Origin of the sequence: Bradyrhizobium sp. ISRA442 (genome assembly GCF_038085055.1) — a bacterium.
Taxonomy (GTDB): Bacteria; Pseudomonadota; Alphaproteobacteria; order Rhizobiales; family Xanthobacteraceae; genus Bradyrhizobium.
Genome location: NZ_JALGCN010000004.1, coordinates 142,725 through 157,999 on the forward strand (window position 1 = coordinate 142,725; position 15,275 = coordinate 157,999).

General features: G+C 62.6%; 19 protein-coding genes. 14 read left to right on the top strand and 5 right to left on the bottom strand.

Going from position 1 to position 15,275, the window contains the following annotated elements; genetic code table 11:
• Positions 1 to 4 precede the first annotated feature (4 nt).
• The 3 genes from MTR72_RS10195 (at position 5) to MTR72_RS10205 (ending at position 1,748) form a co-directional block, all read left to right on the top strand.
• Complete coding sequence (locus MTR72_RS10195) at positions 5 to 670, top strand: DUF429 domain-containing protein (RefSeq protein WP_280964353.1); 666 nt, start codon at positions 5 to 7, stop codon at positions 668 to 670.
• Positions 642 to 941 (top strand): hypothetical protein, encoded by a 300-nt coding sequence (locus tag MTR72_RS10200; protein ID WP_280964351.1) that lies wholly within the window; start codon positions 642 to 644, stop codon positions 939 to 941. Before MTR72_RS10195 ends, MTR72_RS10200 begins: the two co-directional genes overlap by 29 nt.
• Positions 942 to 1,043: 102 nt before the next feature.
• Positions 1,044 to 1,748, top strand: coding sequence for a glutathione S-transferase family protein (locus MTR72_RS10205; protein WP_280964350.1), 705 nt, complete (start codon positions 1,044 to 1,046; stop codon positions 1,746 to 1,748).
• 2 nt (positions 1,749 to 1,750) lie between these two features.
• On the opposite strand, the gene MTR72_RS10210 is transcribed toward MTR72_RS10205, so the two are convergent.
• The 3 genes from MTR72_RS10210 to MTR72_RS10220 form a co-directional block, all read right to left on the bottom strand.
• A complete protein-coding gene (locus MTR72_RS10210) occupies positions 1,751 to 2,533 on the bottom strand; it encodes a sulfite exporter TauE/SafE family protein (RefSeq protein ID WP_280964349.1) in 783 nt (260 codons plus the stop codon).
• Between the two features lie 17 nt (positions 2,534 to 2,550).
• Positions 2,551 to 3,183: a TetR/AcrR family transcriptional regulator gene (locus MTR72_RS10215; protein ID WP_280964348.1), complete on the bottom strand. Its 633-nt coding sequence runs from the start codon at positions 3,181 to 3,183 to the stop codon at positions 2,551 to 2,553.
• Between the two features lie 208 nt (positions 3,184 to 3,391).
• Complete coding sequence (locus MTR72_RS10220) at positions 3,392 to 3,763, bottom strand: tRNA-binding protein (RefSeq protein ID WP_280964347.1); 372 nt, start codon at positions 3,761 to 3,763, stop codon at positions 3,392 to 3,394.
• 112 nt (positions 3,764 to 3,875) lie between these two features.
• Here MTR72_RS10220 and MTR72_RS10225 point away from each other — a divergent pair, with 112 nt between their 5' ends.
• Complete coding sequence (locus MTR72_RS10225) at positions 3,876 to 4,235, top strand: ArsC family reductase (protein ID WP_280964346.1); 360 nt, start codon at positions 3,876 to 3,878, stop codon at positions 4,233 to 4,235.
• A 3-nt stretch (positions 4,236 to 4,238) separates the two neighbouring features.
• Here the strand turns inward: MTR72_RS10225 and MTR72_RS10230 are convergent, their stop codons facing one another.
• Complete coding sequence (locus MTR72_RS10230; RefSeq protein ID WP_341510344.1) at positions 4,239 to 4,919, bottom strand: hypothetical protein; 681 nt, start codon at positions 4,917 to 4,919, stop codon at positions 4,239 to 4,241.
• 317 nt (positions 4,920 to 5,236) lie between these two features.
• Between MTR72_RS10230 and MTR72_RS10235 the strand changes: the two genes are divergently transcribed.
• From MTR72_RS10235 to MTR72_RS10265, 7 genes are all read left to right on the top strand, one after another.
• Complete coding sequence (locus MTR72_RS10235; RefSeq protein WP_280964343.1) at positions 5,237 to 5,992, top strand: ABC transporter ATP-binding protein; 756 nt, start codon at positions 5,237 to 5,239, stop codon at positions 5,990 to 5,992.
• A complete protein-coding gene (locus MTR72_RS10240; RefSeq protein ID WP_280964342.1) occupies positions 5,985 to 6,731 on the top strand; it encodes an ABC transporter ATP-binding protein in 747 nt (248 codons plus the stop codon). The genes MTR72_RS10235 and MTR72_RS10240 overlap by 8 nt, the downstream gene beginning before the upstream one ends.
• 37 nt (positions 6,732 to 6,768) lie before the next feature.
• Positions 6,769 to 7,992 carry an ABC transporter substrate-binding protein gene (locus tag MTR72_RS10245; protein WP_280964341.1) on the top strand — a complete coding sequence of 408 codons (1,224 nt, stop codon included), beginning with the start codon at positions 6,769 to 6,771 and terminating at the stop codon, positions 7,990 to 7,992.
• A 72-nt stretch (positions 7,993 to 8,064) separates the two neighbouring features.
• Entirely contained in the window at positions 8,065 to 8,928 is an 864-nt protein-coding gene (locus MTR72_RS10250; protein WP_279370353.1) for a branched-chain amino acid ABC transporter permease, read from the top strand.
• A 1-nt stretch (position 8,929) separates the two neighbouring features.
• Positions 8,930 to 9,898: a branched-chain amino acid ABC transporter permease gene (locus MTR72_RS10255; protein WP_280964340.1), complete on the top strand. Its 969-nt coding sequence runs from the start codon at positions 8,930 to 8,932 to the stop codon at positions 9,896 to 9,898.
• A gap of 155 nt (positions 9,899 to 10,053) precedes the next feature.
• Positions 10,054 to 10,698 carry a DUF47 domain-containing protein gene (locus MTR72_RS10260; RefSeq protein ID WP_280964339.1) on the top strand — a complete coding sequence of 215 codons (645 nt, stop codon included), beginning with the start codon at positions 10,054 to 10,056 and terminating at the stop codon, positions 10,696 to 10,698.
• A 14-nt stretch (positions 10,699 to 10,712) separates the two neighbouring features.
• Complete coding sequence (locus MTR72_RS10265; RefSeq protein ID WP_280964338.1) at positions 10,713 to 11,717, top strand: inorganic phosphate transporter; 1,005 nt, start codon at positions 10,713 to 10,715, stop codon at positions 11,715 to 11,717.
• Here MTR72_RS10265 and sugE read toward each other — a convergent pair.
• Positions 11,710 to 12,024 carry a quaternary ammonium compound efflux SMR transporter SugE gene (sugE, locus tag MTR72_RS10270; RefSeq protein WP_341510345.1) on the bottom strand — a complete coding sequence of 105 codons (315 nt, stop codon included), beginning with the start codon at positions 12,022 to 12,024 and terminating at the stop codon, positions 11,710 to 11,712. The two genes, MTR72_RS10265 and sugE, sit on opposite strands and share 8 nt — an antisense overlap.
• 157 nt (positions 12,025 to 12,181) lie before the next feature.
• Here sugE and MTR72_RS10275 point away from each other — a divergent pair, with 157 nt between their 5' ends.
• From MTR72_RS10275 to MTR72_RS10285, 3 genes are all read left to right on the top strand, one after another.
• Positions 12,182 to 13,801, top strand: coding sequence for a peptide chain release factor 3 (locus tag MTR72_RS10275; protein ID WP_280964336.1), 1,620 nt, complete (start codon positions 12,182 to 12,184; stop codon positions 13,799 to 13,801).
• A gap of 215 nt (positions 13,802 to 14,016) precedes the next feature.
• Positions 14,017 to 14,583, top strand: coding sequence for a hypothetical protein (locus tag MTR72_RS10280; RefSeq protein ID WP_280964335.1), 567 nt, complete (start codon positions 14,017 to 14,019; stop codon positions 14,581 to 14,583).
• Positions 14,584 to 14,688: 105 nt separating this feature from the next.
• The gene (locus MTR72_RS10285; RefSeq protein WP_280964334.1) at positions 14,689 to 15,273 is read left to right on the top strand and encodes an NnrU family protein; all 585 of its coding nucleotides are present in this window, start codon (positions 14,689 to 14,691) and stop codon (positions 15,271 to 15,273) included.
• The last annotated feature ends 2 nt before the right edge of the window (positions 15,274 to 15,275 follow it).

Here is a 15,275-nt window from a genome sequence, read left to right on the forward strand (position 1 = left end):
TTGCGTGCCCACCTATCTCGGCCTCGATGGATTTCGTTTCGGCTGGGTCGCGGCCTGGATCGACGATGGCGGCGATCACGGCTTCGATTACTCGCCGGGTCTGACCCGGTTGCTCGCGATGCCGCATGCGAGGGCGATGATCGACATGCCGATCGGCTTGAAGCCTGACGGTTATCGCATCTGCGACGTGCGCGCCCGCGCGTTGGTCGGCGCAGGCGTGTTCCTCGGTGCGCGGCGAAACCTCTGGGCGTTTCCCGACATGGCTACGGCCAATCGGCACTACTGGGAGCACGAAGGCAAGGGCAGGGGCGTGTCGGCTCAGCTCTGGAATATCAGGGACAAGATCAGGGAGGTCGACGATGTCATGACGCCCGCGCGACAAGCGATCGTCGGCGAGGCGCATCCGGAATTGATCTTCTGGAATCTCGCTGGCCGCATCCGGCTCGAGCGGAAGACGTCGGCGCGCGGCCGGAAGCAGCGCATGGCGCTCCTGAAGCAACGAGGATTCACAAAGCTCTCGAAATGGCTGACGCAGCGTCATGGCACCGGCATCGGCTGCGACGATCTCATCGACGCCTGCGCCTGTGCGGTCGCGGCGCGCGACAGCACCGAGCGTGTCGACGGTGGCGAGATCGATCCGCGTGGCCTTCGGATGGAGATCAACTATTGAGCCCATCGGCGTCGGCAGGCACGGCGAGATATTCCGGGAAAAAACGGCAACTTTCTTCGAAATGGACAGGAACTGCGACTGGTTGCGCGCGTTCACGTTGCGAACTGAACAGACGGAAGTCCTCGCGATGAACCATGCCAGTCAATTCGCGACCGCGATGATCGCACTCGTCTTCACCGCAACACTGCTCGTCACCGGGCAGCTCTTCATCGAGCAACGCGCACAGCGCGATATCGTTTACACGACGAGCCATTTGTTGCGGCCACTGTGAAAGGGCTTCGATTACTGAAGTTGTATGATGGTCGCTCGACCTTGCGCCATTCGACGGCTCGCCTAGATTAGGCCATGTCTCACGAATGAAGCCGGGGTCCCGATGTCCGATCTGTCCGCCTTTCCCATCACCAAGCGCTGGCCGGCCAAACATCCCGAGTTGCTTCAGCTTTATTCCCTGCCGACGCCCAATGGCGTGAAGGTCTCGATCATGCTGGAGGAGATCGGACTACCCTATGAGGTCCATCTCGTCGACTTCGGCAAGGACGATCAGAAGACCGCGGAGTTCGTCTCGCTCAATCCGAACGGCAAGATTCCGGCGATCCTCGACCCCAACGGTCCCGGCGGCAGGCCGCTGCCGCTGTTCGAGTCCGGTGCGATCCTGCAATACCTCGCGGAGAAGACCGGCAAGCTGCTGCCGCAGGATGCCGCGCGGCGCTATCAGGCCATCCAGTGGCTGCACTTCCAGATGGGCGGCATCGGGCCGATGTTCGGCCAGGTCGGTTTCTTCCACAAATTCGCCGGCAAGGATTTTGAGGACAAGCGGCCGCTCGAGCGCTACGTGGGCGAGTCCAAGCGTCTGCTCGGCGTGATGGAATCACATCTCGCCGGCCGGCAATGGTTCATGGACGACGACTACAGCATCGCCGACATCTCCATGCTCGGCTGGGTGCGCAACCTCATCGGCTTCTACGGGGCAGGCGACCTCGTCGCGTTCGGCCAATTCAAGTCGGTCGCTGCCTGGCTCGAACGTGGGCTGGCGCGTCCGGCCGTGCAGCGCGGGCTCAACATTCCCAAGCGGCCGTAAGATCAGCTCAGCGCCTTGTAAGTCATGTAGAGAGCCATCAGCGAGACGAAGCCGATCATCATCCGCCGCAACGCCGGTTTGCTGATGCCATTGGCCATTCGTGCACCGAGATCCGTGCCGACCCAGAGGCCGGCAAGGATTCCGATGATGGCGGGCCAGCCGACCACCAGGCTTTTGCTCCAGTAGATTGAAGCCGGCAGAATGGTGGTCGGGATCACGGAGAAGATGAGGCTGACGAGCTGGGCCTGATGCTGCGGAACGCGCAGGCCCGCCGCGAGGCCGACCGTGATCGCAAGTCCGCCGCCAATGCCCATGAAGCCCGAGGAGAAGCCGGCGAGCGTGCCGACGAGGAGCAGTGGCAGCCAGGGCAACTCGCGCGGCTTGCCAATCTCGTCCGTCCCATCCTCGCGCTCGCGGCGCAGGATCAGCGCTGCGATCAGCGCAGCGAGGTAGACGACATAGGCCCATTGCAGGAGGGAGTCGGAGACCGCGACCGCCGCATAGCCGCCGCTTACGCCGCCGACGAGAAATCCGAGTCCGATCCAGATGATCCATCGCAGCGGGCTGCGATTGCCGCTCTGCCAATAGCTGCGGACGCCGGCAAGGCCCGTCGGCGGTACTTGCGCGATCAGCGAGGTGCCTTGCGCCACGTGCTGCTCGGCGCCGAGCAGCAGTACGGAGAAGATCACGAGGCCGCCACCCGGGCTCACGCCCATGAAGCCCGATGTCAGTCCTCCGGCAAGACCGACGCCGATGCCGGCGAGCAGTTCATGGATCCAGGACATCGCTCATGCCTTGTCGTTCATGCCTTGGTCCGGCGCCTGACGTCCGGCTTGGTCGTGCGAAATCCTTCGATCATGCCAGCGACAGCCGTCATGCAGGCCCCGACGTTGATCTCCTCGCCCCAGCACTTCTGCAGCACAAAGCCCTGAAAGATCGCGATCAGCACGCGTGCGGTTGCCTCCGCGCTGATGTCGCGCTGGATGAGGCCGTCGTGTTGGGCGCGTTCGATCAGCGCCACGATCAGCGCGCGCGGCATGTCGATGCCTTCGACGACGCTGGTGCGGACCCGGCGGTTGCGCAGCGCCTCCGCCCAGCCATGGATTCCGACGCGTCGCCGCGCTTCGCCCACGGGATCGGTGAGCCAATGTCCGTAGACGCGGACAAGCGCGTGAAGCGCTTCGAGCGGATCACCGGAGGCCTGCGCCACCGAATTGAGCACGGCCTCGCGGCGATGGCGGTCGTCCGCCAGTGCCTCGATCAGATCGTCCTTGCTCTGGAAGTAGAGATAGACGGCACCGTGGCTCAGTCCCGATCGCTTCACGATGTCGGCCATGCCGGTCTGGTGAAAGCCGTTTTCGGAGAAGCAGGCGAGTGCAGCGTCGAGAATCTGCTGGCGGCGGCCTTCACGTTTTTTCTCGCTGATTTTCGGCACGGGTCGCTCCAGGGATAAGTGACCAACTGATCGGTTTAATCTCGGCGAAGCCAGGAATGATGGGTGGCACAGTTAAATAAAAAACGATCGATCAGTCAGGTTTAGGGGCAAAGATGTGGTTCGTCAAGGCGTCCGCGTGGTCGGCGCGGTGCAAGCGGAGGGAATTATCGGGCGCCCAACGGTGCCCCCGGTGCCCGGAGCCGCAGCGCTAGAACAGCCGGCCGCCGTTGGGCACGGGCTTGCTCGGCTGCATCAGCACGACCTTGCCCTCGGCATCCGGGAAGCCGAGCGTGAGCACGTCGGACACGACCGGTCCGATCTGGCGCGGCGGGAAATTGACGACTGCCGCGACCTGTTGCCCCACCAGCGTCTCCAGCGGATGATTTTCTGTGATCTGTGCCGAGCTTTTGCGCACGCCGATTGCGGGACCGAAGTCGATCCACAGCCGCCAGGCCGGCTTGTGCGCCTCCGGGAACGGCTTGGCATCGATGATGGTGCCGACGCGGATGTCGACCGCGAGGAAGGTGTTGAAGTCGATGGTCGGCGATGCGGCCGCGGCGGGATCGTGGGTGACGTGCATGGTATGTCCGTTCGAGAATTCACAGCTTCGCTCAAAATATTGTGGCGGGAACCGGAGTTTCGTACAACGCCACGACTACAGCATCACACCACGCATGCGCGAGGATCGAGTCTTGCCCAACATCATCTACGGCATCAAGAACTGCGACACCATGAAGAAGGCGCGCGCCTGGCTCGAGACTCATGGCGTTGCCTATGAGTTCCACGACTACAAGACTGCGGGTGTGGAGCAGGACAGGCTCAAGCAGTGGAGCGACGAGGTTGGTTGGGAAGCGCTGCTCAATCGTGCCGGCACGACCTTCAAGAAGCTGCCCGATGCCGACAAAGAGGGTCTGAACGAGAAGAAGGCGCTGGCATTGATGCTAGCGCAACCATCGATGATCAAGCGGCCCGTCCTCGAGATCGGCCGCAAGCTCCTGGTTGGCTTCAAGCCCGACATTTACGCGAAGGAAGTCGGCGCCAAATTGCGCTAGAGGCTAGTTCAGTTCGATGATCTCGGTGGCGACGCCGGAGCTGGACTGGTCGGCGAATTCGACGACATCCGCAGCGGCGATGCGGCCGGGTGCGCGGTGGAAGAGATCGCGGTCGATCACGGCGCGCAACTTCGGGCGAGGCAGCGCGTCATTTCCGCGCATCAGGTTCTTGATCTCGAATCCGCCGTCCTCGCAGAACGTCTTTAGCGATGCGATGACGTGGCTGATTTTATCATCAGTCAGGAACGGCAGCAGCAGCCGTTCATAGGCGACGACACGTCCGTAGATGTCGTCGACATCGGCAACGCTGTAGACCGGAAGGCCGCGCGCCACGCATTCGTGGTAGATCGGCATCACGAAGGGCGCGAGCCGCGGCCCGACATAATCGTCCAGAAAAACGCCCTTGCCGGTATGTCCATAGGCGCGCGAGATGCGCGAGCCGTCACTCTGGATCGTCAGACGCGGCGTCGGCGCCGACGTATCCACCGTGTAGTAGATGAGATCAGACAGCTCTTCCTCGAGCCGCGCGGGCTGATACTCCCAGATCGCCGGCGCGACCTGCGCGCGCGCATAAAGTCGCAGCCACGAGTTCAGGAGATCACGCTGCTTGATCGACTTGACGATGGAGGGAGCGGCGCTTGCGAAATCCAAAGCAATATTCCCGGCGAACAGAAGCTCGCGCATGATCGTTGCTGCGGGAAAATTTTCTATGAAGGCTGGCGCGCCGCACGAAAGACCGTTAACGACAGCTTGATGACCGGTGCTTTGCGAACCGGGAAGCCGGGCAGGCGCGACATCAAATCTCTCCGACTAAGGGAGCATGTGTATCCCAGGCGGAGCCTTGATCTGCTCAGCTTTCCGCCTTGCCTAACCCCCGTCACCTCCGGCATATTCCGCGCCCGGAGGCGGCGTTCCGGGATGGGTCCAATGCCTCCGGAAAGCCGAAGTAACAAGGACAGCCACGCGCGACCTACGCGTCGTGCGGGCAGGGGGAAATCTATTTGGCCGATGAGTTCATTCTCGAGACGGAAGGCTTGACCAAGGAGTTCGCGGGCTTCTTTGCCGTCCGCGACGTTGCGCTCAAGGTCCGCCGTGGGAGCATTCACGCGTTGATCGGTCCGAACGGGGCCGGGAAGACGACGTGCTTCAATCTGTTGACCAAGTTCCTGAAGCCGTCCGCCGGGAAAATCCTGTACAAGGGACAGGATATCACCGCGATGGCGCCGGCCGACGTGGCCCGCATGGGACTGGTGCGTTCGTTCCAGATTTCGGCGGTATTTCCGCATCTCACCGCGCTCGAAAACGTCCGTGTCGCGCTTCAGCGCCAGCACGGCAGCTCGTTTGATTTCTGGCGCTCGAAGTCCGCGCTCAACCGCTTCAACAATCGCGGGCTCGAGCTGTTGAACGATGTCGGCCTCAGCGAGTTTGCCAATACGCCCGCGGTCGAGATGCCCTATGGGCGCAAGCGCGCATTGGAGATCGCAACCACGCTGGCGCTCGACCCGGAGATGATGCTGCTCGACGAGCCGATGGCCGGCATGGGCCACGAGGACATCGACAAGATTGCGGCGCTGATCAAGCGCATCTCGGCGAAGTACACCATCCTGATGGTCGAGCATAATTTGAGCGTCGTGGCCAACCTCTCCGACATCATCACCGTGCTGACGCGCGGACAGGTTCTTGCGCAGGGCAATTACGCCGATCTCACCAAGGACGAGCGCGTCAAGGAAGCCTATCTGGGAGCCGGTCATGCCTGAGACTGCGATTGCGGAAGCTCCGGCCAGGTCTGCGGCGGGCGGCAACATCCTCCAGGTTCGCAACCTGGAAGCCTGGTACGGCGAGTCCCACATCCTGCACGGGATCAACTTCGACGTGAACGCGGGCGAGGTCGTCACCCTGCTCGGGCGCAACGGCGCCGGCAAGACGACCACGCTGAAGTCGATCATGGGCATCATCGGCAAACGCGCCGGCTCGATCAGATTCAACAATCAGGAGATCATCCGCGCGACATCGGACAAGATCGCGCGCATGGGCATTGCCTTCTGTCCGGAGGAGCGCGGCATCTTCTCCAGCCTCGACGTGCGCGAAAATCTGCTGCTGCCGCCGGTGGTGCGGTCAGGGGGGCTGCCGCTCGATCAGATCTTCGACCTGTTTCCGAACCTGAAGGAACGCCTCGCCAGCCAGGGCACCAAGCTGTCCGGCGGCGAGCAGCAGATGCTCGCGATCGCGCGCATCCTGCGCACCGGCGCAAGCTTCCTGATGCTGGACGAGCCTACGGAAGGATTGGCCCCGGTCATCATCCAGCAGATCGGGCATACCATTGCACGGCTCAAGAAGGAGGGCTTTACGATCCTCCTCGTCGAGCAGAACTTCCGCTTCGCATCCACCGTTGCGGATCGCTACTACGTGGTCGAACACGGCAAGATCATCGACGGATTTTCCAATGCGGAGCTTGCCGCCAACATGGACAAGCTCCACACCTATCTCGGCGTCTAGAACTGCCAAACGAGAAACTTCAAAAAAGGAAAGTTGCATGAAGACCAGGTCGATTGCGTCGTTTCTGTTGACCACAGCTCTGACGTTCGCTGCAGCAGGCGTCGCTTCCGCGCAGGACAAGACCGTCAAGATCGGCGCGCTGTCCGATCAGTCCGGCCTCTATGCTGATCTCGGCGGACCCGGCTCGACCCTGGCCGCGCAAATGGCTGCGGAAGACTCCGGTCTCACGGCGAAGGGCTGGAAGATCGACATCGTCTCGGGCGATCATCAGAACAAGCCCGACATCGGCACCGCAATCGCACGGCAGTGGTTCGACGTCGACAAGGTCGACGTCATCGTCGACGTCCCGAACTCCGGCGTGGCGCTCGCCGTCAACAACGTCGTGAAGGAGAAAAACGGCGTCTACATCAATTCCGGCGCGGCGACCTCGGATCTCACCAATGCGCAGTGCTCGCCCAATACCGTGCACTGGACCTACGACACCTACATGCTCGCCCACACCACAGGCCAGGCGCTGGTGAAGGCCGGCGGCGACACCTGGTTCTTCCTGACGGCAGACTACGCCTTCGGTGCGGCGCTGGAGCGCGACACCACGGCGGTCATTACCGCCAATGGCGGCAAGGTGGTCGGCGGCGTCAAGCATCCGCTCAACACGCCGGACTTCTCCTCGTTCCTGCTCCAGGCGCAGGCCTCCAAGGCCAAGATCATCGGCCTTGCCAACGCAGGCGGCGACACCACCAACTCGATCAAGCAGGCGGCGGAGTTCGGTATCGTCAAGGGCGGCCAGAAGCTTGCGGCGCTGCTCCTGTTCCTCACCGACGTCAAAGCGATCGGTCTCGAGACTGCACAGGGGCTGAACTTCACCGAGACCTTCTATTGGGACATGAACGACCAGACCCGGGCGTTCTCGAAGCGTTTCGCCGAGCGGATGAAGAATAATGCGCCGCCGACCATGGTGCAGGCCGGCGTCTATGCGGGCCTGCGTCACTATTTCAAGGCGCTGGAATCGCTTGGCGGCAACCCGCATGACGGGGCGAAGGTTGTCGAGAAGATGAAGTCGATGCCGACGCAAGACGAGCTGTTCGGCAAGGGCGAGATACAGCCCAACGGCCGCACCATCCACAATGCCTACCTGTTCGAGGTGAAGAAGCCCTCCGAGTCCAAGGGGCCGTGGGACTTCTACAAGCTGGTCGGCACTGTGCCGGGCGACCAGGCCTTCACGCCGCTGTCGGAAAGCAAGTGCGCGCTGTTGAAGAAGTAAGCTAACAGCCCGCAGGCCTTATCGGCCTGCGGGCAACTCCAGGGAACGCCGAAGGGACTGGGTGCGGGATCGATGCAGGCTCTCTATGCACAGCTACTGGTGGGACTGATCAACGGCTCGTTCTACGCGCTGCTCAGTCTCGGGCTTGCCGTGATCTTCGGCATGCTCAACATCATCAATTTCGCTCATGGCGCGCTCTATATGATGGGCGCGTTCGTCGCCTATTTCCTGTTGGACCTTGGTGGCATCAACTATTGGTGGGCGCTGCTCATCGCGCCGATCATCGTCGGCATCTTCGGCATGATCCTGGAACGGACCATGCTGCAATGGCTGACGGGTCTCGACCATCTCTACGGATTGCTTCTGACCTTCGGCATCGCGCTAATCGTGCAGGGCGTGTTCCAGAACTACTTTGGTTCGTCTGGTCTGCCCTACGCGATTCCGGACCAGCTCAAGGGCGGCATGAATCTCGGCTTCATGTTCCTGCCCGTCTATCGCGGCTGGGTCGTTATCTTCTCTCTGGTCGTGTGCCTGGCCACCTGGTTCCTGATCGAGAAGACGCGGCTTGGCGCTTACCTGCGTGCCGCAACCGAGAATCCGACGCTGGTGCGCGCCTTCGGCATCAACGTGCCGCGTATGATCACGCTCACTTATGGCCTGGGCGTCGGCCTTGCTGCGCTGGCCGGCGTCTTGTCCGCGCCGATCAACCAGGTGCGGCCGCTGATGGGCGCCGACCTCATCATCGTCGTGTTCGCGGTGGTCGTGATCGGCGGCATGGGATCGATCATGGGATCGATCATCACCGGTTTTGCGCTCGGCGTGATCGAGGGCCTGACCAAGTATTTTTACCCCGAGGCCTCCAACACCGTCGTCTTCGTGCTGATGGTGCTGGTGCTGCTGGTGAAGCCGACGGGACTGACGGGAAGGGCGGCCTGATATGACAGCCTTGACAGACGATACGCTGCCGACGACCCCGCACGCGATGCGCGACGAGATGATCGTGTTCGTGGTGATGGCGCTGCTGCTGGCCGCCGTGCCGTTCAGCGGTATCTATCCGTTCTTCGTGATGCAGGCGCTGTGCTTTGCGCTGCTCGCCTGTGCCTTCAACCTGCTGATCGGCTATGGTGGCCTCTTGTCGTTCGGCCACGCGATGTTCCTCGGTACCGCCGGCTATTGCAGCGCGCATGCACTGAAGGTGTGGGGGCTGCCGCCAGAGCTCGGTATCCTCGTCGGCGTCGCCGCGGCCTTCCTGCTTTCGATCGTGACTGGCTACGTCTCGATCCGCCGCCAGGGCATCTATTTCTCGATGATCACGCTGGCGCTGTCGCAGCTCCTGTACTTCATCTACCTCCAGGCACCGTTTACCCATGGTGAGGACGGTATTCAGGGCATTCCGCAAGGCCACATGTTCGGCCTCTTCGATCTGTCCAAGCCGACCGTGCTCTACTATGTCGTGCTGATTGGCTTCCTCGCCGGCTTCCTGCTGATATTTCGCATCATCAATTCGCCATTCGGCGAGGTGCTGAAGTCGATCCGCGAGAACGAGCAACGCGCGATTTCGCTGGGCTATCGCACCGACCAGTACAAATTCCTGGCCTTCGTGCTGTCGGGTACGCTGGCCGGCTTTGCCGGATCGCTGAAAGTGTTCGTGGCGCAGAATGCCTCGCTCACCGACGTGCACTGGTCGATGTCCGGCGAAGTCGTGCTGATGACGCTGGTCGGCGGCCTCGGAACGATCTTTGGCCCGGTGGTCGGCGCCTTCGTGATCATCGCCATGCAGCAATATCTGGCGAGCTTTGGCCAGTGGGTGACGGTGATCCAGGGCGCGATCTTCGTAATCTGCGTGCTCACCTTCCGTCGCGGCGCCATCGGTGAAATCGCCCATTATCTCCGCAGATCGCTCTAAGTTATTGATACAACTGCGATTTGTAGGTCTTGCGAAAGCGGTGGATGATGCCCCTCCGCGGGCGTGCGATGGCACGCGCGCGGATCGAAAATGGTCTATGACAGTTTCATGACGGCCCATTCGGGCCGGCCATTTTCCAAGCGGCAGCAATTCCCATGATGCGATGGTTTCGCAATTTCCTCCCCAAGGAAGAACGGTTCTTCGACCTGTTTGACCGTCATGCCCAGACCGTGATCCAGGGCGCCGTCGCGCTTCAGGGGATGCTGAACGGCGGCGAGGAGACCCCGGTCTATTGCCAGCGCGTCAGTCAGTTTGAGAACGATGCCGACAACGTCACCCGTGAGGTGCTGACGGCGGTGCGCCGCACCTTCATCACGCCGTTCGACCGCGGTGACATCAAGAACCTCATCACGTCCATGGACGACGCCATCGACCAGATGCAGCAGACGGCCAAGGCCGTGATGCTGTTCGAGGTCCGCGCTTTCGAGCCGCCTATGCGCGAGATCGGTGCGCTTCTGATCGAATGCGCCAATCTGGTCGGCCGCGCGCTGCCGCTGCTGCAGTCGATCGGCCCGAACGTCGCCATGCTGACCGCCATCACCGAAGAGCTGACCAAGCTGGAGGGTCGGGTCGACGATCTCCACGACATCGGGCTGAAGGAATTGTTCCTCAAGCACCGGGACGGCAACGCGATGGACTTCATCGTCGGCGCGGAGATCTACGACCACCTCGAAAAGGTCGCCGACCGCTTCGATGACGTGGCGAACGAGATCAACAGTATCGTCATCGAGCAGGTCTAGGGCAGGGCCGCGCCGTGGATGTCGCGTTGGGTCTTCCCGTCCTGGTCGCACTGATCGCCGTCGCGCTGCTGTTCGACTTTCTGAACGGTCTGCACGACGCCGCCAATTCGATCGCGACCATCGTCTCGACCCGCGTGTTGCGGCCGCAATTCGCCGTGTTCTGGGCCGCCTTCTTCAATTTCGTGGCTTTCATGGTGTTCGGCCTACACGTGGCTCAGACGATTGGCACCGGCATCATCGAACCCTCGATCGTCGATGCCCAGGTGATCTTCGCCGCCCTCGTCGGCGCCATCGTCTGGAACCTCGTCACCTGGGCGCTCGGAATCCCGTCCTCGTCGTCGCATGCGCTAATCGGCGGTCTCGTCGGCGGCGGCATGGCCAAGGCAGGAATCTCGGCGGCGGTGTGGAGCGGATTGTCCAAGACCGTGCTGGCAATCGTGCTGTCGCCCTTGGTCGGCTTCCTGCTCGCGATGATGCTGGTTGCGATCGTGTCGTGGGCCTCGGTGCGCTCGACGCCGTTCGCGGTCGACCGCGCCTTCCGCATCCTGCAATTCGCCTCGGCCTCGCTCTATTCGCTCGGCCATGGCGGCAATGATGCCCAGAAGACCATGGGCATCATCGCCGTGCTGCTCTATTCGCAGGGGCATCTGGGCAGCGAATTCTCCGTGCCGTTCTGGGTGGTGCTGTCGTGTCAGGCGGCGATGGCGCTGGGCACGCTGATGGGCGGCTGGCGCATCGTCCGCACCATGGGCCTGCGCATCACGAAGCTGACGCCGATGCAGGGTTTTTGCGCCGAGACCGGCGGTGCCGCGACGTTGTTCATGGCGACGTTCCTCGGCGTTCCCGTTTCGACCACCCACACCATCACCGGCGCGATCGTCGGCGTCGGCGCCGCGCGCCGTGTCTCGGCGGTGCGCTGGAACGTCGCAAGCTCGATCGTCTACGCCTGGGTGATCACGATCCCAGCGTCAGCGATCGTGGCGGCGCTGAGCTGGTGGGCGGTCCAGATCTTCAAGTAACGAGCTTCAGCCCCACGATGCCGGCGACGATCAGCCCGATGCTGGCGACGCGAAATGCGGCGGCCGGTTCGCCGAACAGGATGATCCCCAGCGCCGCGGTGCCGACCGCGCCGATGCCGGTCCAGACCGCATAGGCGGTTCCAATCGGAAGCGATTTGAGCGCGAGCCCGAGCAAGATGATGCTTCCCGCCATCGCGGCGAGCGTGAGGACCGACGGAACGAGCTTGGTGAAACCCTCGGTGTATTTCAGTCCGATCGCCCAGGCGACCTCCAGCAAACCCGCGACGAACAATATGGTCCAGGCCATCACGACCCTCCATTCAAGGCAGGGTCGTCCCCGCGGCTGACGTTGCTGAAGAGGGGAAGGTCGTCCTTCCCAAGGCCGATATGGGGCTGGCGAGAGGGCTCCGCAATCACCAAATGAAGCTTGATCAGGCCCATTTTCCCTGCCAAACGCTCCCGCCATGTCCGACATCGCCATTACAGCCGAATCGCCGGCCCGTTCCCCGCTTGCCGCTGAAGTGGCGCGGCGGCGCACCTTTGCGATCATCTCCCACCCGGACGCGGGCAAGACCACGCTGACCGAAAAGCTCCTGCTCTTCGGTGGCGCCATCAATCTCGCCGGCCAGGTCAAGGCCAAGGGCGAGCGCCGCAACACGCGTTCGGACTGGATGAAGATCGAGCGCGAGCGCGGCATCTCGGTCGTGACATCGGTGATGACCTTCGAGTTCGAGGGGCTCGTGTTCAACCTCCTGGACACGCCGGGCCACGAGGACTTTTCGGAAGACACTTATCGCACGCTGACGGCAGTCGACTCCGCCGTGATGGTGATCGACGCTGCGAAGGGCATCGAGGCGCGCACGCGAAAGCTGTTCGAGGTCTGCCGCCTGCGCGACATACCGATCATTACCTTCATCAACAAGATGGACCGCGAAAGCCGCGACGTCTTCGAGCTCCTTGACGAGATCGAGAAGACGCTCGCGCTCGACACCACGCCGATGACCTGGCCGGTCGGCCGCGGTCGCGACTTCCTCGGCACCTATGACATCGTCAACGGCGGCGTGCGCCTGCTCGAAGGCGGCGGCGCCAAGACCGGCGCGGCGCAGCAGATCGAGATCGAGGAGCTGGCGAAGCTCAATGCGAACCTCGATGTCGGGGCGGTCAAGGACGAGCTCGAGCTCGTCACCGAGGCCTGCAAGCCGTTCGAGCTCGAGGCCTTCCGCGAAGGTCACCTGACGCCGGTCTATTTCGGCAGCGCGCTGCGCAATTTCGGCGTCGGCGACCTGCTTGAAGGCCTCGGCAAGTTCGCGCCCGAGCCCCGGGCACAGGAGAGCGACCAGCGCAAGATCGAGGCGGCCGAGCCGCGCATGAGCGCTTTCGTGTTCAAGATCCAGGCGAACATGGACCCGAACCATCGCGACCGCATCGCCTTTGCGCGGTTGTGCTCGGGCAAGCTCAGCCGCGGCATGAAGGCCAAGCTGGTGCGCACCGGCAAGAGCATGCCGCTGTCGAGCCCGCAGTTCTTCTTCGCGCAGGACCGCTCGGTCGCGGACGAAGCCTTCGCCGGCGACGTCGTCGGCATCCCCAATCACGGCACCTTGCGCATCGGCGACACGCTGACCGAGGGCGAGGATTTCACGTTCGTCGGCGTGCCGAGCTTTGCACCGGAAATCGTCCGTCGCGTCCGGCTGACCGATGCGATGAAGGCGAAGAAGCTCAAGGAAGCGCTGCAGCAGATGTCGGAAGAGGGCGTGGTGCAGGTGTTCCGCCCGCGCGATGGTGCGCCGGCGCTTGTCGGCGTGGTCGGCCCGCTACAGCTCGACGTGCTGAAGGCGCGACTGGAGGCCGAATACGCACTGCCGGTCGAATTCGAGGTGAGCGAGTTCCAGCTTGCGCGCTGGATCTCCTCGGACGACCGCAAGACGCTCGATACCTTCATCGCCGCCAATACGTCGAGCATCGCCGATGATGTCGATGGCGATCCCGTGTACCTCGCCAGGAACGAATTCTATCTCGGCTATACCAAAGAGCGCGCCGAAGGCATCGCGTTCGCCAACGTCAAGGACGTGAAAAAGAAGGGGTAGGGGCAGCCTCAACCTCCGCTGTCATGCCCCGGCTTGACCGGGGCATCCAGTACGCCGCGGCTTCTCCGTATCGTTCGCCGTCTCTGGAATACTGGGTCGCCCGGTTCAAGCCGGGCGACGACAAGAAGCTGAGCGCGAGCATGTGAACGCCCGTGGGCTTGACGTGTTCAGGGCCGATGCCACGTTTCGCACAGGTGGCGTTGCGAGCTCACATCATGTGGCGCGGTATCCTTGTTCTGTTGCTGACCCTCTTGGCCGTTAGCGCTGCCGACGCGCGGCGTCGCCAGATCAACCCAATTCCGTTCTCGCACGAGCCGTGCAGCGTGCTCGACAATCGCCCCTGTACGCCGTCCTATTGCAGCGTGCTCGAGCGCGGACCCTGCATTCCCGAAATCTACTATCCCTACGGCCAAAATCTCCAGCTCACGGTCGAGAGCGTTCCGTCCGAGGCCGATCGCGCCAAGTATCAGAAGCCGGATCACGACCTCGATACGATCGGCGACCTCTTCGCCGAGCTGCGCTCCTGCTGGTCACCGCCGACCAACAATGTGCGCACGGGCATGCAGATGTCGGTGCGCTTCAGCTTCAATAAGGCGGGCGGCCTGATCGGACCGCCGCGCCTGACTTTTGCGACTGCAGGCGTCCCGGCCGACACCCGGACGAGCTATCTCAGCGCGATCAACGCGTCGCTGAACGCCTGTCTGCCGCTGAGGTTCACGAGCGGTCTTGGCGGTGCGCTTGCCGGGCGGCCGATCGCGATCAGATACGTCGATAATCGGTAGCCTCGCAAATAGCGCGATGCTCCGGCCACCTGAGGAGCCCCGTTGCGGCCTGCGGCCGATCGATGATACGTCAGAGGCGGGGGCGCTTGTTAAGGGGAGGATGTCGTGGGTCTGCTCGTCATGATCCTGGGGCTCGTGCTGTTTTTCGCGGCCCATGTATTCACCACGAAACGCAAGGCGCGGGCACAGGCGATCGCGAAGCTGGGTGAGGGGACCTACAAGATCCTCTATGCGCTGGTGTCGCTGGCGGGTCTTGCGCTGATCGTCTGGGGCTTTGGCCATTATCGAGCGACCGGCTGGATCGACGTGTGGTATCCTCCGAAGGCGCTGAAGCACATCACCGTTGCGCTGATGCTGCCCGCGGTCATTCTGGTGGTTGCATCCTACATTCGTGGCCGCATCTATGCGACGTTGAAGCATCCGATGCTGGCCGGCATCAAACTGTGGGCCGCGGCGCATCTGTTGGCGAACGGCGATCTCGGCTCCATCATTCTGTTCGGTTCGTTCCTGGGCTGGGCGGTCTATGACCGCATCTCGCTGAAACACCGCACCGATAGCGGCGCCCCGCCGATTCCGATCGGCGGCGCCACCAACGACCTGATCGCGGTCGCGGTTGGGGTCGTCGCCTACCTCGCGCTCGCCTTCGCGTTCCATCCCGTCGTGATCGGCGTGCCTGTCATGGGATCCTGACA